Here is a 17835-nt window from a genome sequence, read left to right as displayed (position 1 = left end):
GCCAAGAAAGACAAAAGGCCCCGCATCGTTTGACGCTGGGCCTTTGAATTAGATGGGAGCTGATGGAGATTAATCAATTCAATGCAGGCCGCGTCAACGCTGGCTTTCCGCTGTGTGGTTTTCGCTGTTCCCCTGCTTGTTGCCCTACGATTTCTCTAACTGAGGGACCTTGAACCGGTGACTGAAAGAGGCAACTTCGGTCTCTGGGCTGCACGGTGACTTCGTTGCCGACCACGGCGAAAGCCAGCTGCACCATGCTCATCGACACCACTGGGTTGACCTTGCCCGACATGATTGAGCTCCCTGCCTGTACGGCGGGCAGAATGATCTCGCCGAGACCTCCGTTGGGGCCTGACGACACGAGAATCAAGTCCGAAGCGATCTTGCCCAGGGAAGTGGCTGTGGCGCGCAACTCGCCGGAAACACGCACAAAGGTGTCGAGGTTCTGCATCGCGTCAAAGGCGTCGGCCGCAGCCGTGAACTCGATGCCGGTGAGCCTGCACAGACGCGGATACAGATGATCGCGGTAGTTGCCTGGCGCACCGAAGCCAGTTCCGATGGCGGTGCCACCCAGAGGCAAGGTGTGCAAGTTGGCGCGCACCAGGCTCAGTTCTTCGGTCGTCGCGCTGTGAGCTCCGCATAGCCGCCGAACTTCTGGCCCAGCATCATGGGTTGGGCGTCTTGCATGCAGGTTCGCCCCAGATGCAGCACCTCGGCCATGCCACGCCGGTGTTTGGCAAAGGCCTGGCGCAGTTGCTGCAGCTCGTCAACCAGTGGGAGCAGCAGCCTGTGAACGGCGATCTCCATCGCCGCTGGGTAGACGTCGTTGGTGGACTGCCAAGGGTTCACAGGGTCGTTGGGGTGGACGGGTACCTTGTCTCCGCCGATCTGCTGGGCTCGGCGCGCAATCACCTCGTTGAAGTTCATGTTCGTGGAGGTTCCCCCCGAGCCCTCGAAAATGTCGACGATGAACTCGGAGTCCCAGCGCCCCTCGGCCACTTCGCCGCAAGCCAGCGCGATCAAGTGCGCCTGTTCGGCGCTGATTTACCCCAGGTCATGGTTTGCCAGCGCTGCGGCCTTCTTCGCGATGACGAAGGCGCGCACGAATTCGCGCTCGCTGCCGGCCTTGCGGTCGCTGACTGTGAGGTTCTGTACGCCGCGCAGGGTGTTGATGCCGTAGAGCGCCGCGGCGGGAAGTTCGAGCCTCTCCAGCAGGTCGGTCTCGGTACGAGTGGTCCTGCTTTCGTTCATGTGTGGGCCTTGTTAGGTTGATTGCTCAATGCCGGCCGTGCGCCGGCAGGCCCAATTGCCGTGGCGCGCAGCGCAGTTTGAACCGCCTCAGATCCATGGAGCCCCGCTGGCTTGAGTCGGACTGGCCGACGGCGCGCAGCCGCTTCACCTCGCGCGAACTCTTGCCGCTCGGTGTTGACGGGCTTATGGCCGCACGCCCTCATCCGTGTGGGCTCGGGGCTGGATAAGTAGCGGCCGCAGAACGGCCAGGCTCAGTCCACCCAGGGCCACTCCCCAGGCCACCAATGCGTATCCGGTGGCTTGCTGATCATCGACAAGGTAGTTGACGCAAAGTTGCCGTTCGGCATCCAGGTAAAGCAGCCCTGCAGTTGCGGTCATCCAGCCCGCGTTGCCCAGGAAGAAGGCGGCGAGGACTGGCGTGATGCGAGGCTGGGCCATGCCCACCATGCAGCCCGCCAACGCCCATGTGCCGTACTTCATCAACGCTGTACCGGGCTCCAGCACGGCCAGATCAAGCGCCGCAGGTACCATCCAGAAAGCCAATACACAGGAGGCCCAAGTCGCGGCGAAAAGCCCGCCGTCATCGAATTTTTCGAAGCGTGTCCCAGGCAGGGTCGCGGCGCTGGCGATCAGCCATCCTGCGATGAAGAGCAGGGGCAGTTCCACGGCCATATGCAGGCTCATGCGGCTCTCCAGCCAGCCCCGTACATCCGGCAGGCACAGGAACACCAGCGCCGCCAGTCCGACCAGTCCGAACCTCTTCATCGGCGTGTCGCTTCCAGCTGTTTGGCCAATGCCAGCGCACGTTGCCAGTCGGCCGTGTCAAAGATACCTGCGACGCGGCCACGCGGGTCGATGACGTGCAAGGCCCCGTTGTGTGTGAATCCTCCGAAACCGTCATCCACCGCGATCACGCCGAGCAGCCGGCGCGCAAGCCGACCCTCGTCCAGCGTTCTTGGGGCGGCCAGAGTCCAAATACCCGCGTCGGCACGATGGCGAGCACCGTAGCCGGCCAATGCCGCCGGCGTGTCACGGACCGGGTCAAGGGACACCGACAACAGGCGCACGGCTGACGCCTCGCGCTGAATCTGCTGCTGGGCTTGGAAGAACTCCGCACCGAGGGATTGGCAAACCGACTCGCAACTCGTGTAGACGAAATCCACCAAGGTCACCCGCCCGTTCCCACCGGCTGGCAGGTGGACCGGCCGACCCGATGCATCGACCAGATCCATTGCCGGGAAGTGCATCAGGCCATTGCGGGCCTGCTGGCGTCTGAGCGACTCAAAGGTCCAGTGCGCGAAGCCCCCTGTGAGGCGACCGACCGCTGTTAGGAATGCGGCAACCAGCAGCGCGCAAGCCAGCAGAGTCAGTCCAAGCCGCCGCTGCATGTCATGCCTCTGCTACACAGCCTCGTAGTCGACCGCGACGCCGTCGACGACGATGAATCGGGCGAACTTCTCGAAGAAGCCGTAGAAGAGGTTTCGACCTATGCCCTGCGCTGTGAGTTGCAGTTCCTCGGCGACCGGACCCGGAAACAGCGCTGAGGTGTTGGCGTTCCACAGCGAGATCCAGCGAAGGAAATGCTCTGGTCGAACCTCGGCGATTTCAGCCAGCGCGACGTGCTTTTGATAGACATTGCCCCGGAAGCTGCGAGTGCCCAGCATCACCGTACCCCAGAAATCCGTCATGCGCTCCAGATGCGCATCCCAGGCTTCGGCCGGGATGGCTGCAGCGAACACCGGGCCGAGCAGATCGTCCCGGCGAATGTCGTCGTAGAACGAAACGACCAGGCGACGCAGTGCCGGCCGATCCACTCCCTCCATCAGTTCAGCGGACAGATGGGCCATATCAGGCGCCAAAAGCCTGCGCGGCGCTCAGGGCCAGGGCGATGGCAAGGATGGCGGCGAACCAGAGCTCGCGCTGGTCACTCTTTGTCTCCTGAGCCAGCTCGACCCCACAGCGAGCCCCGCCTTCATAAATGCATTCGCAATACATCATTCAAACTCCTCTTCGCCCACCGGGCGATCAATCAATCGTGGGATGGCAGGTCCTTGTTACCGTCGAAGGGCGCCGTGCGCTCCTTGTGCGCCACACGCGCTTGGGCCACGGTCTCTGCGCTGACTGCAGCGGCCTGGTTTCCCCACTGTGAGCGCACATAGGTCAACACCGCCGCCATCTGCTCGTCGCTGAGCTGGGCGCCAAAGGCAGGCATGGCGCCGTTGTAGGTGCTTCCCTTGACCGACAGCCTGCCGGTGACGCCATGGAGCACGATCGCGGAGACCGTGCTGTCCTTGCCAGTGACCCACTCGCTGCCGGCGAGCGGCGGGAAGACCCCGGGCAGGCCTTGGCCATTCGCCTGGTGGCAGGCCACGCAAAGCGATGCGAACACTGCCGCACCATCCGCCTTCGCGGCGCCCTGCCCCTTGCTGCCACTGAGCTCTGCCGCCTGCCGCCCGTCACCCCAGGCTGCGGGCGATCCGATGTCCGACAGGCTGATATACGCAATTCCGAATGCAAACAGCAAGGCTACCAGCATGATCAGCGGCCAGGGCACGGGTTGCGTCTGCTCGTGGGGCTCGGGGTTCTCGCGTTGCTGCTGCGCCGAGATATGAGGGTCGGGGGTCATGTCGGCTCCTGTCGATCAAGGCTTGGCGGCTGGTGAAGCAGCGGCGGCGGGCGTCTCCACCACCGGATAGGTGTGGTTGAGCGCCTTCAGGTAGGCAACCAGATCCAGTGCGTCCCGGTTGGCGGCGACGAGCTTGCCCGGCGGCGCGTAGCCTGGCGGCAGATTGACCTCGACGTCGCCGCCGTCCAGCTTGTCCTTGATGTCGAACAGATAGGGGTAGCTCGGCATCACGCTGCCCTGCACATAGGCACGGGGCTGGTACAGGTGGCCGAGATGCCACTGCTCGCTGGGTTGCCGCGCGCCGATGTTGAACAGATCGGGGCCGGTGCGCATCGTGCCCAGTAGGTGCGGAGTGTCGTAGGCATAGTCCGCCGCGACACTGGCACGCCCCCAACCGCGAGCGAAGTCAGGCGCAAAGCTCTTGGCACGCGGCTGCTGGGAATGGCAGTACACGCAGCCATTGGCGATGTAGACCTGACGACCACGCACCTCCGCACTCGTGTAAGGCTTGAGCCCTTCCGGCGCCTTGACGTCCCGGACCGTCAGGTAGGGAATCACGACCAGGATGCTGGTCGCGATGCTCAGCATCGTCATGCCACCGGCGATCAATTTAGTTTCGTTGTGCATGGCATTCCTCCTCACAGCGTCTTGAGCAAGGTGGGCTCATTGCGGCCGGCAGATCGGCCGGCCAGCAGCATCACGAAATGCACGGCAAAGACCACATGGCCGAGCCCCATCAGCGCCCCGCCCACACTGCGCGCCTTCAGATAAGGCAGGGTCAGTGCGACGGACTCCATGAACGGCAGGCTCTCGTCCAGCATCGCCAGCCCCTGCAGCCAGCCACCCACCGTCAGTGACACGAAATAGACCGTGATGCCCACCGCAGCCAGCCAGAAGTGCGCGGCAATGAGGGCCTGCGACGGCCATTCGCGGCCGCTGATGCGCGGCATGATGAAGTAGATGGCACCGAAGAACACCATGGTCACGAAGCCGTACAGACCCAGGTGGGCGTGGGCCACGGTGAAGTGGGTGAAATGAGCCACCGCATTGACGCTGCGCAAGGCCTCGAAGCTGCCCTGCATCGAGCTGGCCGTGTACATCAGGCCGCCAAAGCCGATGAAGCGCAGCGTCGGCGACGTGCGCAACGCGTCGAACCGCCCCTTGAGCGTCTGGTGCTGATTGACGGTAAATGCGACGACCGGGACGATCATCATCATGCTCTGCACGATGGACAGCGTGATCAGCCAGCCAGGCACCGGTCCGCCGATCAGGTGATGCCCGCCGACCTGGCCATAGAAGAACGCCAGGCCCCAGAAACCCAGCAGCGACAGGTTGTAGCTCTGCACCGGCCGCCCGATGACCTTGGGCAGGAAGTAGTAGACCGACCCCAGCGCCAGCGGCGTGTAGAACAAGCCCAGCACGTTGTGGCCGAACCACCAGTTCGTCGCCGCCTGCTGCACGCCCCGGTGCAGCTCGGGCATGTTGCCTACCAAAAATAGGACCGGGAACCAGAACAACGCGCAGCCCATGTACCAGACCGACACGTACAGGTGCCCGACCTGGCGATTGAGCAGCGTCAGCACCAGGGGCACGCCTACCAGCGCGCCGCCGACGACGAACAGGATGTCGATCTGCCAGGGGATCTCAAGCCACTCCAGGCCGTCGCTGAAGCCGGCCGCGATGGCGCCCAGGCCGGCGATGAGCGCTGCATTCCACAGCGCAGCGCCGAGCAACGCGTAACGGGCGCCGACCAGTTCCGTCTTCAGCAGGCGCGGGATAACGAACAGGGCGATCCCGAGGCCGGCCATCGGCGCCCAGCCATAGGCCACGGCGTTGAGGTGAAGGGTGCGTATGCGCCCGAAGGTCAGCCAGGGCTGGGCCACCAGCCAATCCGGCTCGTGCAGCTTGATGGACGCCATCAAACCCGCTAGAGACGCGACCAGCAGCCAGGCAAAGGCGCAACATAAGAAGAAGAACACCAGCGGCGCCGTTGACGCGTCGGCCCGCGCACGCTGCCGCAGCTCGTCATTGACCGCGTGCGGCACCACACCGGCAGCGGGATCTTCGGCGCTGCCGATCTCACCCGGAGCGAAGATGACCTCGGCGCCTTTGGCGCTGCGGTCGAACATGCCGCTGCGCTGCGTCCAGATGAAGACCAGCAGCGCAACCACCGAGAGGACAAAGGCCGATAGCAGGATAGCGACGGTGCTCATGGGAGCTCTCCTTGTAGCCGAGGGGCCAGACGCTGGCGCGCCAGCACGACGAGGGCGGCAAACTTGAACAACTCAAGCACCACATAAAACCAGTGGTGCGGCGCAGCAGGTGGCACGGCGCCATCTTTCAGCTGCGAGAGGCGCAGATCGAGAGACGGCATGAGCAGCAGCAGCTGCACGGCCAGACTGCCGCAAGCCACCAGCAAGACGAACCAGGCAAGGGACCGGTTTACCTTTGCCGGCACCACGACGACGGCCAGGACACCCAGGGCGATCCATTGCATGGCGTGCGAGCCATGGAAGATGGTGGAGCCGACCGATGCCAATTGCGCAGTGGTCAGCCCCGGCGTCAGGAATTTCACCGGCTGGGCAAAGAAGGAGATGCCAGCCAGTGCGCCGACGACGATCCAGGGCAGAGCGCCGGCGCATGAGAACGAAGAGGGGGGCCGCATTTCAACCGTCCTGCCCGTCAGCCCGGGGGCTCAGCAGCCATTTCGCGTACACGGCCAGGTAGAGCGCAAACGCACTGGCGAAGCAGGCGCCGGAAATGATCAACGTCACCAGGGTGGCACTCGGCCAGGCCAGCGGCACCAGAACCCGGAGGCAGGCGGACAGGGCGACCAGGACGTAGGCCAGCGCTTCCACCCTGCCTACCTGCAGAGGGCGGCCGGTATGGCCGCGCGCTGTGCGGGTCATCATGGACATGAGGAGCCCGGCCGTGGCGCCGACGGTGAATGTATGCAAGGCCGGGGAAACCGACCACTGAAACCACAGCGAGCTGGCCAGCAGCGCCAGCCCCACAGGTATCCATGCGTACGCCAGGTGAAGCGACCAGAGGATGGGCCGGCGCAGGCTCATTTGCGGCGCCCAGGTGAGCAGTCGCCACAGGTGCAGGCCGGCCGCGCCACCCAGCAGGGTCGCAGCAAACCCGATGGGCCATTCGCACAGCCAGGCGACCAAGCCGAGCAGCGTGACGCCCATCAGCAGGCGTTCGCGCCAGGTCGGGACGGCATTCTCGAGACCCGGGGTCACGTTGCGCGTGAAGAAAGGGATTACCCGCCCGCCGATGACCGTCTCGAGCACCACCAACAAGGCGACAGCGGCCTGCAATGCCCGCTGCGGAGGCCAGTCCAGCGCACCGCTCGCGCCCAGGTGAAAGGCCAGGTTGGCGATGCCCAGCCCCATCAGCACGGTGGCAATGCCGGCATTGCGCAGATTGCCGGATCGCACCAGCAGATCACCAAATAGCGCTGCCGCGAGGGGCAGGAAGGCCACATCCAGAACGAAGAAAACGGGATAGGGTGCGGCCAGCGCAGCGACGCGGGCCATCAGCCACAGCAGCGCAAACGCTCCCAGCTGCGAGCCTCGCGGCGTCGGCAAGCCGGTCCAGGTCTTGCCGGCAGTGAACAGGAATCCCACGACCACGGCGCCGACCATGCCAAACAGCATCTCGTGTGCGTGCCAGAGCGATGGCGCCAGCCCGGAGGCCGGCACGAGCCGGCCCGTGTACACCGCCCACCAGAGCGGCATGAGCGTCACACCGGCGAGGGCCGCCAGCAGATAGAACGGCCGGAACGCCAGCCGCAGCGACGGCCAGCCGCGCGGCGCGGGCATCGCGCCCTGACCCAGGATCGGCAATGGAGCATGTACGGGTTTCATAACTTTAAAGATGTATTTTCAATACCAGTTTAAGACAAGGCTGGGCCTGGAATCAAGCGAGATCTGATTCCGAGAGCTAAACTAAAGATGCACTAAAGGAGATTGTTCTATGCACCTGACGGTCTACACCGACTACACATTGCGCGTGATGTTGTATTTGGCCGTTCGCCACAGCGAAGGCGGCATGGCCACCATTGACGAGATCGCCAGGGCCTACGACATCTCCCGGAACCACCTCATGAAGATCGTCAATGAGCTGGGGCAGACCGGCTTCGTGACGACGGTGCGTGGCCGCTCCGGCGGCATCCGCCTTGCCAAGGAGCCGAAGGAGATCTCGATCGGGGCCATCGTGCGCATGGCAGAAAAGGACTTCGCCGTCGTGGCGTGTCACGACCCCGAGATGCCCGTCCAGTGCGCGATCCAGCCGAGTTGCAATCTGCGGCGCCGACTTGCGCGCGCCATGGATGCCTTCATGGCCGAGCTGGACTCCATGACCCTCGCCGAGTCCATCGCAGCTCCAACGGTCGCGGCGTCGCTGTTGGGCATCACACCGCAGGCCATCGTCATGGCACCTAGGAACTCGGCTCGCGCCGCTGCAGCCGTTAAGCAGCGCTGAAGCGGTCCGTCGCACATACGGGCATCAGGCCGCCAGCCGAGGCTGGCAGCCTGATGCCGCGGACGGCTTCGGCCTCAGGGGGCACGGCCGACCGATGCAGCAGTCGCCGGCCTGATCAGCAGCCGCACCGCTGGCGCCCCTGGGCGGGGGTTGTCCGCCGTAGGCCGTTCGGCCCAGCTCCATTCACCCTGGGTGCAGACCTGGCGCACCGCAAAGGCCAACTCCCCGGGCTCAGCCGGCAACGTGGCGCGCAGCACGAACTCGTCATACCAAGCGTCCTGCAGATGGTTGGCCTCGCTGTTGGCCGTCCAGCGTGCCTCGGCCAGCTCGTCAGTGACACGCTTGCCGTGGCTGTCGTAGGGAGCCCTGAGCGCGCGGCGCTGCGTGGTCAAGGTCCAGCCGGGCTTGGGGCTGGGCTTGGCGCCGCGCATGCCTTCGGGCAGGGTGACGACGATCTCCTTCGTCGCCGCGCCGTCGCAGCCGTGGCCGACCCTGAAGACGGCGCGGTAGCTGCTCCCGGCCGGGGCTTCGGGCGGGTCCAGCGTGATGTGGGCATGGGCTGCGCCGACGAGGGCCAACAGGATGGGCGTGAGGTGCGTCCTCACAGGTCGAACCTCAGCTCAGCCGAGTAGCTGCGTTGCGGATAGGGATGGAAGTTCCAGTACTGGTAGTTGGGCTAGCCCGCAAGACTGGTGGCCATCGCCGTTGCGCCTACATACGGTTGCGCGGGCGCCTCCAGTCCGAGCACGAGCGCCGCCACGGTCTCGCCGCCGCGGTCCTGGTCCGCCATCAGCCTTCCACAACGCAGCCGACGCATCTCGTTCCGGCTGTCGGCGAGGGCCCGGCCGATCGCCGTCGTGAACTCGGCGGTCGACCAGTTCGCGCGGCCGACTTCGCCAAAGCCTTCACGCGCCAACCGGTGGGCGTTGTCAAACTGGTCATGCGCGTTGGGCACGGCAAGTTGATGAACGGCCGAGCGCAGCGCCTCGGCCATGGTGCCGATGCCCCCGTGATGAACCACGAGTGACACCCGCCGGAAGAGCGTCTCAAAGGGTGCGAAGGGAATCCACAGGACGTCCACATCGACGTTCTGGGACGGTGCGGAAGACCCGACGGCGATGACCTTTGCGCCCGCCGCCAACGCGCCGAGGATGCACCGCTTCATCCACCCGGCCCCATGGGCGACGGCGGTCCCGGCGGTGACGAGGACGGTGGGCTTGTCTGGCCGCATCGCAAGGAACTGGTTGACCGTCTTTGGCAGGGCCAAGCCGCGCTGCAGCTGCAGCGGGAAACCGCCATGCACCCCCTGATGCGGCCAATCCGCGGCCGCCGCGGCGAACCAGGCCGGAAACGCGTACACGACCCGTCGCGGCGAATGGATCCAGCATGAGAAGACCTTGGCAACCGGCTTGAGCCCAAGCAGGGCACGCACCTTGTTGACCCCCGGTGCGATCACGGGATCCAGGGCCAGTCGCTCCACCAGGGACATGGCCCCCCGCTTCAGCCAAAGCGGGTACTCGGGAGGGATTGATGCCGCCGGCCACTTGGGCGGCGACATCGCCGAGAAGATCACCGACGGCGAAAGATGAACCGTCGTGTTCGCAAAACCGTCCCGCTCTTCGGCTAGCCGCGCCGCCAGCGCGAACGTCGAACTGACCAGCAACGTGCCCGCCGGCGACCAGCGCCTGGCGATCAGCTCGTAGCCGCTGTGCATCGCCGCCGTGTAGTAGCGCCAGGCCGCCGCAGTCCCCTTCCTGGGGTTCCAGACCTCATGCCCATCGAAGACCTCCGAGAAGATGTCCTCGGAGCCGATGCTCTCGTAGTCGATGCCCAGAGCATCCGCATAGGATTTGTAGCGGCCCGGGCCGAGCATCTTGACCGGCAGGCCCCGCCCCGCCAGCGCGCTGCCGATCTGGATGAAGGGCAGCACGTCACCGCCGGTCCCGACGGCGCAAATGACCACACGACTGACTAACTCCATGGTGCAACTCCCGACGGTCTCGAAACCGCCCTGATGACTGTTGCGCGGCAGACGTCTGCCACGATTGATGCGTATCGTATGCAGCATTGCATCCCGCGTCTTGAACGATTCAGCCATCTCTGGAGCCCTCGCCCATTGACGGATGCATCAGCGGCGCAGGCCATCAGCTCGCGCCTTCCAAACGGGATGGCCCAAAGGAATCATTGAGGTCCGGTCCAAATTGAAATATCCTTAATGCTTCTTTAAAGGCGGTGAGACTGCAATGAACTCGCTCTTCGTGGATGCCACCTCGACCTCGGCTGCTGCGGCGCCCCTCCCGGTGCATCTGACCGTCGATGCCGGCGAGCACGTCAACGTCCTGCCTGCGCCGCCGGCATTGAGCGGGCTCGTGGCATGCATCGTTCGCCGCGAAGTACGAGGAAGCGAGCAGGCAGCGAGCGTGCAAGGAACGGTGCCGGCGAACGCCTATGCCTGCCTCAATCTGGTTGCCGGGACTGGCCAGGTGCGGCTCGGCGCGTCGGGTGCGTGCCTGCCCCGCGCGTTCGTCACGGGGCCGTTCACAGCCCCGCTGTCGACCCGGGCCCAGGCGCCGCTGCGATCGCTGAGCATCGTGTTGCAGCCCTGGCTGCTGTCACACTGGTTCGGCCTGCAGCCCGCGCGGATGGTGAACGCGCTCCAGGACCTCGAAGCCCGAGAGGCCGCTCAACTGCTGCAACCCCGGACCCTCTCCAGTTTGCTGGCGAGCGTCGACCAACCCGAGCTCTTGACGGCAGCGCTGATGGCGCTGGCGGTTCGCAGTGACCCGTTCGAGATAGAGGCTGCGGAGGCTGCCCGGCTGGTCTGTGCCATGGCGCATGGCCGCTCGGTCTCGCTCGCCGCCGAACAGGCAGGACTCAGTGAGCGCCATTTCATGCGCAGGTTCGAAGCCCTGATCGGCCTGAACCCTGTCGCCTGGCGCCGCATCAAGCGCTTCGAGTCGGCCCTGGCGCAGATCGCGAATGAGCCAGCGAGCCGCTCGCAGCTTGGACAAATCGCCATCGAATCGGGCTACGCGGACCAATCCCACATGACACGCGAGTTCCGCACGATCACCGGGGCCACGCCGTCCGGCCTGCGGAGCGGTATCAGGGCCGATGCTCCGGGCCTCTGGGCCTTCAAGCCGGCAGGCCATCCCGGTCACGTCATGCATGCACCGGCAAACCCGGCATGAAACGCCACGCCAAGCTTGTGCCTCTGGCCCGCGAACACCACCAGGCGCTGACTTTCGCGAGGTGGGCGAAGGCGGCATCCACCGAGGATGGCGTCGCGCTCGAGGAGTCCGACCTGCTCCGCCTGGCCAAGTTTCGCGGGCATCTCGCGGCGCACGCGAAACGGGAGGAAGCCGTCGTTGACGGCGTCCCGCCGTCCGCCGGACTTCACGCGGAAGGGGCCCGGCTGCGAGCCGAGCACCTGGAGTTGCTGGATCTGATCGACCGCTGCAGCCACCCGGCCGATCTGATCCTGCTCGGCGCCCGGCTGGAGAACCACACCCGCTGGGAGGACCGCGAGTTCTTCGCCCAGCTCGAAGCGTTCTGGCGGGAAAGCGGCGCATGACGGCCGCCACGGAACTGACCTCGCGCGAGGCCGCTGCACGTCCCGGCTGCTCGGCAGCGTCGCGCGCGGCAAAGGCGCCCATCAGCCACGCCCTCTGTCCGGCCGTCGATGCATGGGTCGCATCGCTGCGGAGCCCTGAGGTGTCCCACATGATGGCTTCCGCGCCAGAGCGACTCCTGCTACTCGGCCTCATCGTTGATCAGCCCGTCGACGCCGTGATCACGATCACGCCGGATCAGCGAATCGCGGTTGCCAACAGCGCGACGTCCCGGCTCTTCGGGTAGAAGACTGCATCACCCTCAAGACCCGTCGTAAGTTCTGCGGTCAGGCGGACAGTTCCATGACCGCTTTGTTCAACGCATCGTGAAATCAGCCCGCCGCCGCGAGTGACCACAGCCGTTTATCCGCGCGGCGTCCAGCATGACGGCTCGATACTGGACCGGTCATAGTTTTCGCCTGGCAAGGCCGGCGAGCTGCGCTGCGCCGGCTGCAACTGAGGTCTTGAATACTTTGGCGCCCGTCTCCGCATCGAATTGAATCGCCGAACTGACGTCGGTCGATGAGGTCGATGAACACTGGCGGCAGCACGATTTGCTCACGCGACGCAACGTCGCAGCCTAGTGGGTCGGAGCAAAGCACGACAGCCAGTCAACGGCACCACGCAATGCTTCATTGGGCCGCACGCCGACGACAACTATGTCAAGGGCTGGTCGGACGGGCCTACTTGGAGGCCGCCCGAACTCTTGCTTCACGATCGTCCGCGCCGGCCAACTGCGCATAGTTGAGATCTGCGCATAGGCAGCGTTAGGAGCCGGTCCCAGGCAGCTGCCGGGCTCACGGTATAGGCCGTCAAACCGACGTTCGCGTCAGCGACCTGCGCTGGCCCGAGTGTCGGCTATAGGAGGAACTGCTGCCTCCCCGGATTGCGACTGCACGGCCTCGCTACTTGAGTGGCTGCTTCCGCGCGCGGCGACGGGCTCATGACGACCCAAAGGCGAAGTTCAATTGAAGCGAAAGCGGTCGAAGCCCAGGCCCGAACGTGCCAACGCGAAACGGTGCCTAGGATTTCGAGGCTTCCCCGTGCAGCCACGATAGGAAGGCTTCCACAGGCGGTCGCTTTCCGTGCTTCGCCGGGTACACCGCGAAGTGCGCCTTGACCTTGATGGCTTTGTCGAGTCCGAAGACGGGCCGGAGCTGGCGCGCTGCGATATGCCGCCCAGCGATCGTCGCGCTTTCGAGTGCAACGCCGAGGCCTTGCGTTGCCGCGTCGAGTGACATTTGGGCCCGATCAAACCGCACCGCGAACCGATCCGGAGCACGCAGCTCGGTGAACTTGCCAAACCAGTCGGACCACTGAACGACGCTGACATTGCTCTGGATGAGCTTGACCCCCAGCAGATGCTCTGGTCGCTTCAGACGATGCGCCTGGATGAACGCAGGACTCGCAAGCGGTAAGACGAGTTCCTCGAACAGCGGCTCGACCACTAAGCCTGGCCAATTCGGCACACCGTAGCGGATGTCGATGTCGGACTGGCCCAGTTCAAAGTCGCTAGGCGTGTGCGCCGCCGACAGGTTCAGCGAAATGTCGGGGTAAGCCTGCGCAAACCCTTGCAACCGCGACATCAGCCATTGGCTCGCGAAGCTAGGTGCCGAGTGGACGTAGAGGCTGTTGCTCACCCCTTGCCGCAGGTCCTCGGTCGCAGTAGCAATGGCGGACAACGCGCCACCCACACGTGAGAGGTAAGTGGCCCCCGCAACGCTGATGCGCACCCCGTGTGCGCTTCGCTCGAAAAGGCGCACGCCCAGATGCGATTCGAGTCGCGCGACCTGGTGGCTGACTGCCGAGGCCGTGAGGTGCAGCTCTGCCGCCGCGAGCGCGAAACTGCGCCTGCGCGCCACGGCCTCGAAGGCCTGGAGGTTGATGACCGGAGGAAGCGAGGCCATGGGGTCAACCCTGTCGTTGAGTGACGGATCGTCATCTTAAGGTGAAAACACTTCGCTTGTCGTCATGCAGTCCAGCGCCGAATATTCGTTTCACGAACACGGGAGACAAGCCGCGGCACCCAAGCCCGAGGCACCCGCAGAGGGTCACAGACCCCAGGGTCCGGAACCGCCGGCTGTCTCCAGGGTTCGCGCCGAACCTTTATTCACTGGAGACCAACGACATGCTGCTCAAGGACAAAGTTGCCGTTATCACCGGCGGTGCCGGCCTCAACGGCCTTGGCTTCGCCACTGCTCGGCTGATGGCATCTCACGGCGCACGCGTCGTGGTGCTCGATCTCGCCCGTGCCGAACCGGCTGCGGCAGCGGCACAGATCGGCGGGGAGCACCTTGGACTGGTGGCCGACGTTACCGACAAGGCCTCATGCGACGCCGCCGCAGCGGCCGTGCTGAAGGCCTTCGGCCGCATCGACGTGCTTGTCAACAACGCCGGCATCACGCAGCCGGCGAAGACCTGCGACATCACCGGCGCCGACTACGACCGCATTCTCGACGTGAGCCTGCGTGGCACGCTGTACATGTCGCAGGCGGTGCTGCCAACCATGCAGTTGCAGCAGAGCGGCTCGATCGTTTGCATCTCGTCGGTCTCCGCACAGCGTGGCGGCGGCATCCTGGGCGGCCCACACTACTCGGCGGCGAAGGCCGGTGTGCTCGGCCTGGCCCGTGCGATGGCACGCGAGTTCGGCCCCGAGGGCATCCGCGTCAACTGCATCACCCCGGGCCTGATCGGCACCGACATCATCAAGGGCAAGCTCACCGAAGAGAAGAAGGCCGAAATCGCCGAGACGATCCCGCTGGCCCGCCTGGGCCGCGCTGACGACATCGGCGGCGCCTGCGTTTTCCTTGCCAGCGACCTTTCGTTGTACTGCACCGGTATCACGCTCGACGTGAACGGCGGCATGTTGATCCACTGACGGCCGCCCCCAAAGCGCCACACCTCGTCACAACACACTCGGAGACAAAAGACCATGCAACGCAAGATATTCACCCGCTCCCTGCTGGCCCTGGCTGCCGGCAGCCTCCTCTCCCCGCTTGTCGCACAAGCGCAGGCCGTCAAGCTGACGCTCGGCCATGGCGCCGCTCCCGGCAACCCACGCCACGAAGCTGCGGTGAAGTTCGCCGAGGTGGTTAAGGCCAAGTCCGGCGGCCGCATCGAAGTGCAGGTCGCACCGTCAGCCCAACTCGGCGACGACGCGGCCATGGTGACAGCAATGCGCACCGGCGCGCTGGACATGTCGGCGAACTCGCAAGGTGCGGTCGCCAACGCAGTGCCAGAGTACGCCGCGTTCGGCATGCCGTTCCTGTTCTCCAGCGCCGCACAGGCCTTCAAGGTGCTGGACGGTCCGCTCGGAAAGGAACTTTCCGACAAGTCCGCTGAAAAGGGCCTGGTCGTGCTCGGCTATTGGGACAACGGCATCCGTCACATGACCAACAGCAAGCGCCCGATCACCAAGGTCGAGGACATGAAGGGCCTGAAGATGCGCACCCCGCCCGACACGGTGCTGGTTGACATCATGCAATCTCTCGGTGCCGAAGCCCAGCAGATCAAGTTCGCCGAGCTCTACGTGGCCCTGCAGCAAGGTGTGGTCGACGGGCAGGAGAACCCGTTGGTGAACATCCATGCCAGCAAGCTCTACGAGGTGCAGAAGCACTTGGCCCTGACCAGCCACATGTTCCAGATGACACCCTTCCTGATGGGCAAGCGCAGCTGGGACCGGCTGTCGGAGGCCGACCGCAAGGCCGTCACCGAGGCCGCGGCCGAGGCCACCGCGCTGCAGCGCAAGCTGTCCCAGGAGTCGGACGAAAAGTTGCTGGTCGAACTCAAGGCCAAGGGCGTGCAGGTCACCACGGTCGACAAGGCTGCCTTCGAGAAGGCCACCGCCCCGGTCGACGCCAAGTGGCTGGCCACGCCGATCGGCCCGTACGTCAAGAAGGTCATAACGGCCGCGCGCTCCAAGTAACCCTGGTTTGAGCGGCTTCAAGGCGCCACTGGCGCCCGTCGGACCCGCGCTGAGGAGACTCTCATGAATGCTGTCGAACGCAACGCAGTCCAACGCGGCGTAGTGAACTTGTGCCATGTCGTGCTGTGGCTGAGCACGGTCGCGATATTCCTGATCCTCGTGGTCAACACCGTGCTTCGTTATGCCCGGGGTTCCAGCCTGCAATGGGCCAACGAGGTGCCAGAGCTGCTGTTCCCGTGGATGGTGATGGCCGGGGTGGTGCTGGCGGCGGTGCACAGCGCACACATCGCGACGACCTTCCTGATGGAGGCCATCCCTGCCGCAGCGCGGCGCGTGGTGGGCGTGCTGAGCTGGCTCGTTGTCGCAGGGCTGTACGGCACGCTGGCCTGGGCGACGCTTCGCATGCTCGATGTCGTGCACGACGAGAAGTCGCCGATCCTGCAAGTCCCTGGGTCGCTGACCTACGGCTGCGTGATGGTGGGCATGGCCCTGCTCGCGTTGCTGGCCCTGCAGTCCGCCTGGCAAGCCTCGCGCGTCCAGCCCGAGCCCGCACACGACGCCGAACCCCAAGTGCCGACGGCGCACTGGTAGCCCCCGAACCCACTGGAGAACACCATGAGTGCACTCATCCTGCTTGTCCTTCTCGGTGCGGCGGTGGCCGCCATGCCGATCGCCCATGCGCTGCTGCTGGCCGCGATGGCCGCCGCCGCAACCTCTGACCGCGTGCCTCTAGATCTGCTCGTGCAGCAGATGGTGGCCCAGGTTCAGAGCTTCCCTTTGATCGCGATCCCCTTCTTCATGCTGACAGGCTCGTTGATGATGGGCGGCAAGCTCGGCCAGGCGCTGGTCGGCGTGCTGTCGGCGCTGATCGGCCGCTTCCACGGTGGACCGGCCCAAGTCGGCGTGCTGTCGTCGACCCTGTTCGGCGGCGTCTCCGGCTCGGCGGTCGCCGATGCCTCGGCGATCGGTTCACTGCTGATTCCCTGGCACAAGCGCCTCGGCTACCCAGCCGCGTTCTCGGCGGCGACCTTGGCTGCGGCCGCAACGATCGACATCCTGATCCCGCCGTCGATCCCGATGATCCTGTTCGCGCTGAGCTCAAACGCGTCGATCGCCGAGCTGTTCGTCGCCGGCGTGATGCCAGGCATCCTGATGTGCGGCGGCTTCATGGCGGCATGCTGGTGGGTGGGAAAGCGCCGCAACTTTCCGCGCGACACCACGCCCTTCGACGGTGCCGCTTTCCGCAAGCACCTGTTGTACGCCACCCCGGCAGTCGTGCTCCCGGTATTGATCATCATCTTCCTGCGCTTCGGCATTGCCACGCCGACCGAGGTGGCGGTGCTGTCGACCCTCTACGCCGGCGTGGTGTCGATGATCGTGTACCGCGACCTGAGTATCCAGCGCTTGCACCATGCGGTCGTGCAAGCGGGACTGGCCACGGGCGTCGTGCTGCTCGTCATCATGACATCGTCGGCCATCGGCTGGCTGTTGACCTTCGATCAGATGCCGCAGGGCATTGCGCAGTGGGTCCAGGCCAACGTGCACATCAAGTGGCTGGTGATCCTGTTGATGAACCTGCTAATGCTGTTCCTGGGCATGTTCATCGACTTGCCGGCTGCGGTGCTGCTGCTGACGCCCGTCTTCGTGCCGCTGGCCCAAAGCATCGGCATGGACATGACACAGCTCGGAATCATGATGGTCGTGAACCTCGCGATCGGCCTGTACACGCCGCCGGTTGGCACCACGCTGTTCATCACCAGTGCACTGGCCAAGGTCAAGGTGGGCCAGACGGTGCGCGAACTCGGACCGTTCTACCTGGTCGCGTTTGGCGTCCTGGCCCTCGTGTCCTACGTGCCGGCCAGCATCCTGCGCTGACCAACTTTCAACCTTCTCCAAGGAGATTCCCATGAGTACGACGATCGCCGCGCCGACCG

At 65.0% G+C, this 17835-nt stretch carries 23 protein-coding genes; 8 read left to right on the top strand and 15 right to left on the bottom strand.

The features are described 5' to 3' along the window. Positions 1–73: 73 nt before the first annotated feature. The 12 genes from DES47_RS29530 to DES47_RS02920 form a co-directional block, all read right to left on the bottom strand. Positions 74–601, bottom strand: coding sequence for a lyase family protein (locus tag DES47_RS29530; RefSeq protein ID WP_166651822.1), 528 nt, complete (start codon positions 599–601; stop codon positions 74–76). A 5-nt stretch (positions 602–606) separates the two neighbouring features. Further along, positions 607–1044 (bottom strand): lyase family protein, encoded by a 438-nt coding sequence (locus DES47_RS29525; RefSeq protein ID WP_133699151.1) that lies wholly within the window; start codon positions 1042–1044, stop codon positions 607–609. After that, positions 1045–1251: a hypothetical protein gene (locus DES47_RS02960; protein WP_133699150.1), complete on the bottom strand. Its 207-nt coding sequence runs from the start codon at positions 1249–1251 to the stop codon at positions 1045–1047. Positions 1252–1434: 183 nt separating this feature from the next. After that, the gene (locus DES47_RS02955) at positions 1435–2016 is read right to left on the bottom strand and encodes a hypothetical protein (protein WP_133699149.1); all 582 of its coding nucleotides are present in this window, start codon (positions 2014–2016) and stop codon (positions 1435–1437) included. Beyond that, a complete protein-coding gene (locus tag DES47_RS02950; protein ID WP_133699148.1) occupies positions 2013–2639 on the bottom strand; it encodes an SCO family protein in 627 nt (208 codons plus the stop codon). The genes DES47_RS02955 and DES47_RS02950 overlap by 4 nt, the downstream gene beginning before the upstream one ends. Before the next feature lie 12 nt (positions 2640–2651). After that, the gene (locus tag DES47_RS02945; RefSeq protein WP_243748130.1) at positions 2652–3098 is read right to left on the bottom strand and encodes a group III truncated hemoglobin; all 447 of its coding nucleotides are present in this window, start codon (positions 3096–3098) and stop codon (positions 2652–2654) included. 1 nt (position 3099) lies between these two features. Beyond that, positions 3100–3249, bottom strand: coding sequence for a hypothetical protein (locus DES47_RS28615; protein WP_166651820.1), 150 nt, complete (start codon positions 3247–3249; stop codon positions 3100–3102). Between the two features lie 31 nt (positions 3250–3280). Next, positions 3281–3877 carry a c-type cytochrome gene (locus DES47_RS02940; RefSeq protein WP_133699147.1) on the bottom strand — a complete coding sequence of 199 codons (597 nt, stop codon included), beginning with the start codon at positions 3875–3877 and terminating at the stop codon, positions 3281–3283. A 15-nt stretch (positions 3878–3892) separates the two neighbouring features. Beyond that, a complete protein-coding gene (locus DES47_RS02935) occupies positions 3893–4504 on the bottom strand; it encodes a cbb3-type cytochrome c oxidase subunit II (protein ID WP_133699146.1) in 612 nt (203 codons plus the stop codon). An 11-nt stretch (positions 4505–4515) separates the two neighbouring features. Then, positions 4516–6090, bottom strand: a complete 1575-nt coding sequence (locus DES47_RS02930) for a cbb3-type cytochrome c oxidase subunit I (protein WP_133699145.1) — start codon at positions 6088–6090, stop codon at positions 4516–4518. Further along, positions 6087–6542, bottom strand: coding sequence for a hypothetical protein (locus DES47_RS02925; RefSeq protein WP_133699144.1), 456 nt, complete (start codon positions 6540–6542; stop codon positions 6087–6089). Before DES47_RS02925 ends, DES47_RS02930 begins: the two co-directional genes overlap by 4 nt. Before the next feature lies 1 nt (position 6543). Then, a complete protein-coding gene (locus tag DES47_RS02920; protein ID WP_133699143.1) occupies positions 6544–7749 on the bottom strand; it encodes an NnrS family protein in 1206 nt (401 codons plus the stop codon). Positions 7750–7858: 109 nt separating this feature from the next. Between DES47_RS02920 and DES47_RS02915 the strand changes: the two genes are divergently transcribed. Next, positions 7859–8365 carry an RrF2 family transcriptional regulator gene (locus tag DES47_RS02915; protein ID WP_133699142.1) on the top strand — a complete coding sequence of 169 codons (507 nt, stop codon included), beginning with the start codon at positions 7859–7861 and terminating at the stop codon, positions 8363–8365. A gap of 74 nt (positions 8366–8439) precedes the next feature. Here the strand turns inward: DES47_RS02915 and DES47_RS02910 are convergent, their stop codons facing one another. Together DES47_RS02910 and DES47_RS02905 are read right to left on the bottom strand one after the other, a co-directional pair. Continuing rightward, on the bottom strand, positions 8440–8970 hold the full coding sequence (locus DES47_RS02910; protein ID WP_133699141.1) for a YcnI family copper-binding membrane protein: 531 nt from the start codon (positions 8968–8970) through the stop codon (positions 8440–8442). A gap of 71 nt (positions 8971–9041) precedes the next feature. After that, positions 9042–10463, bottom strand: coding sequence for a glycosyltransferase (locus DES47_RS02905; RefSeq protein ID WP_133699140.1), 1422 nt, complete (start codon positions 10461–10463; stop codon positions 9042–9044). Between the two features lie 145 nt (positions 10464–10608). On the opposite strand from DES47_RS02905, the gene DES47_RS02900 reads away from it, so the two are divergent. Genes DES47_RS02900 through DES47_RS02890 form a run of 3 tightly spaced genes read left to right on the top strand, consistent with a single transcriptional unit; the run spans position 10609 to position 12223 of the window. Then, positions 10609–11556 carry a helix-turn-helix domain-containing protein gene (locus DES47_RS02900; RefSeq protein WP_133699139.1) on the top strand — a complete coding sequence of 316 codons (948 nt, stop codon included), beginning with the start codon at positions 10609–10611 and terminating at the stop codon, positions 11554–11556. Further along, on the top strand, positions 11553–11939 hold the full coding sequence (locus DES47_RS02895; protein WP_133699138.1) for a hypothetical protein: 387 nt from the start codon (positions 11553–11555) through the stop codon (positions 11937–11939). The genes DES47_RS02900 and DES47_RS02895 overlap by 4 nt, the downstream gene beginning before the upstream one ends. Next, positions 11936–12223 (top strand): hypothetical protein, encoded by a 288-nt coding sequence (locus tag DES47_RS02890; RefSeq protein WP_133699137.1) that lies wholly within the window; start codon positions 11936–11938, stop codon positions 12221–12223. The genes DES47_RS02895 and DES47_RS02890 overlap by 4 nt, the downstream gene beginning before the upstream one ends. A 775-nt stretch (positions 12224–12998) precedes the next feature. On the opposite strand, the gene DES47_RS02885 is transcribed toward DES47_RS02890, so the two are convergent. Next, positions 12999–13883 carry a LysR substrate-binding domain-containing protein gene (locus DES47_RS02885; protein WP_133699136.1) on the bottom strand — a complete coding sequence of 295 codons (885 nt, stop codon included), beginning with the start codon at positions 13881–13883 and terminating at the stop codon, positions 12999–13001. Between the two features lie 221 nt (positions 13884–14104). Between DES47_RS02885 and DES47_RS02880 the strand changes: the two genes are divergently transcribed. From DES47_RS02880 to DES47_RS02865, 4 genes are all read left to right on the top strand, one after another. Beyond that, positions 14105–14854: an SDR family NAD(P)-dependent oxidoreductase gene (locus tag DES47_RS02880; protein ID WP_133699135.1), complete on the top strand. Its 750-nt coding sequence runs from the start codon at positions 14105–14107 to the stop codon at positions 14852–14854. A gap of 54 nt (positions 14855–14908) precedes the next feature. Further along, positions 14909–15901 carry a TRAP transporter substrate-binding protein gene (locus DES47_RS02875; RefSeq protein ID WP_133699134.1) on the top strand — a complete coding sequence of 331 codons (993 nt, stop codon included), beginning with the start codon at positions 14909–14911 and terminating at the stop codon, positions 15899–15901. Between the two features lie 63 nt (positions 15902–15964). Further along, a complete protein-coding gene (locus DES47_RS02870; RefSeq protein WP_133699133.1) occupies positions 15965–16492 on the top strand; it encodes a TRAP transporter small permease in 528 nt (175 codons plus the stop codon). Positions 16493–16516: 24 nt separating this feature from the next. Next, complete coding sequence (locus tag DES47_RS02865; protein ID WP_133699132.1) at positions 16517–17776, top strand: TRAP transporter large permease; 1260 nt, start codon at positions 16517–16519, stop codon at positions 17774–17776. Positions 17777–17835 lie beyond the last annotated feature (59 nt).

The organism is Roseateles toxinivorans, from assembly GCF_004362525.1.
GTDB lineage: Bacteria > Pseudomonadota > Gammaproteobacteria > Burkholderiales > Burkholderiaceae_C > Paucibacter > Paucibacter toxinivorans.
This window is presented reverse-complemented; position numbering and strand designations above follow the sequence as displayed.

Bases quoted from the DNA above. Each gene is read 5' to 3' on its own strand.
- DES47_RS02960 (WP_133699150.1), bottom strand. From the start codon at position 1,251: ATGAACGAAAGCAGGACCACTCGTACCGAGACCGACCTGCTGGAGAGG.
- DES47_RS02955 (WP_133699149.1), bottom strand. From the start codon at position 2,016: ATGAAGAGGTTCGGACTGGTCGGACTGGCGGCGCTGGTGTTCCTGTGC.
- DES47_RS02950 (WP_133699148.1), bottom strand. From the start codon at position 2,639: ATGCAGCGGCGGCTTGGACTGACTCTGCTGGCTTGCGCGCTGCTGGTT.
- DES47_RS02945 (WP_243748130.1), bottom strand. From the start codon at position 3,098: ATGGCCCATCTGTCCGCTGAACTGATGGAGGGAGTGGATCGGCCGGCA.
- DES47_RS28615 (WP_166651820.1), bottom strand. From the start codon at position 3,249: ATGATGTATTGCGAATGCATTTATGAAGGCGGGGCTCGCTGTGGGGTC.
- DES47_RS02940 (WP_133699147.1), bottom strand. From the start codon at position 3,877: ATGACCCCCGACCCTCATATCTCGGCGCAGCAGCAACGCGAGAACCCC.
- DES47_RS02935 (WP_133699146.1), bottom strand. From the start codon at position 4,504: ATGCACAACGAAACTAAATTGATCGCCGGTGGCATGACGATGCTGAGC.
- DES47_RS02930 (WP_133699145.1), bottom strand. From the start codon at position 6,090: ATGAGCACCGTCGCTATCCTGCTATCGGCCTTTGTCCTCTCGGTGGTT.
- DES47_RS02925 (WP_133699144.1), bottom strand. From the start codon at position 6,542: ATGCGGCCCCCCTCTTCGTTCTCATGCGCCGGCGCTCTGCCCTGGATC.
- DES47_RS02920 (WP_133699143.1), bottom strand. From the start codon at position 7,749: ATGAAACCCGTACATGCTCCATTGCCGATCCTGGGTCAGGGCGCGATG.
- DES47_RS02915 (WP_133699142.1), top strand. From the start codon at position 7,859: ATGCACCTGACGGTCTACACCGACTACACATTGCGCGTGATGTTGTAT.
- DES47_RS02905 (WP_133699140.1), bottom strand. From the start codon at position 10,463: ATGGCTGAATCGTTCAAGACGCGGGATGCAATGCTGCATACGATACGC.
- DES47_RS02900 (WP_133699139.1), top strand. From the start codon at position 10,609: ATGAACTCGCTCTTCGTGGATGCCACCTCGACCTCGGCTGCTGCGGCG.
- DES47_RS02895 (WP_133699138.1), top strand. From the start codon at position 11,553: ATGAAACGCCACGCCAAGCTTGTGCCTCTGGCCCGCGAACACCACCAG.
- DES47_RS02890 (WP_133699137.1), top strand. From the start codon at position 11,936: ATGACGGCCGCCACGGAACTGACCTCGCGCGAGGCCGCTGCACGTCCC.
- DES47_RS02885 (WP_133699136.1), bottom strand. From the start codon at position 13,883: ATGGCCTCGCTTCCTCCGGTCATCAACCTCCAGGCCTTCGAGGCCGTG.
- DES47_RS02880 (WP_133699135.1), top strand. From the start codon at position 14,105: ATGCTGCTCAAGGACAAAGTTGCCGTTATCACCGGCGGTGCCGGCCTC.
- DES47_RS02875 (WP_133699134.1), top strand. From the start codon at position 14,909: ATGCAACGCAAGATATTCACCCGCTCCCTGCTGGCCCTGGCTGCCGGC.
- DES47_RS02870 (WP_133699133.1), top strand. From the start codon at position 15,965: ATGAATGCTGTCGAACGCAACGCAGTCCAACGCGGCGTAGTGAACTTG.
- DES47_RS02865 (WP_133699132.1), top strand. From the start codon at position 16,517: ATGAGTGCACTCATCCTGCTTGTCCTTCTCGGTGCGGCGGTGGCCGCC.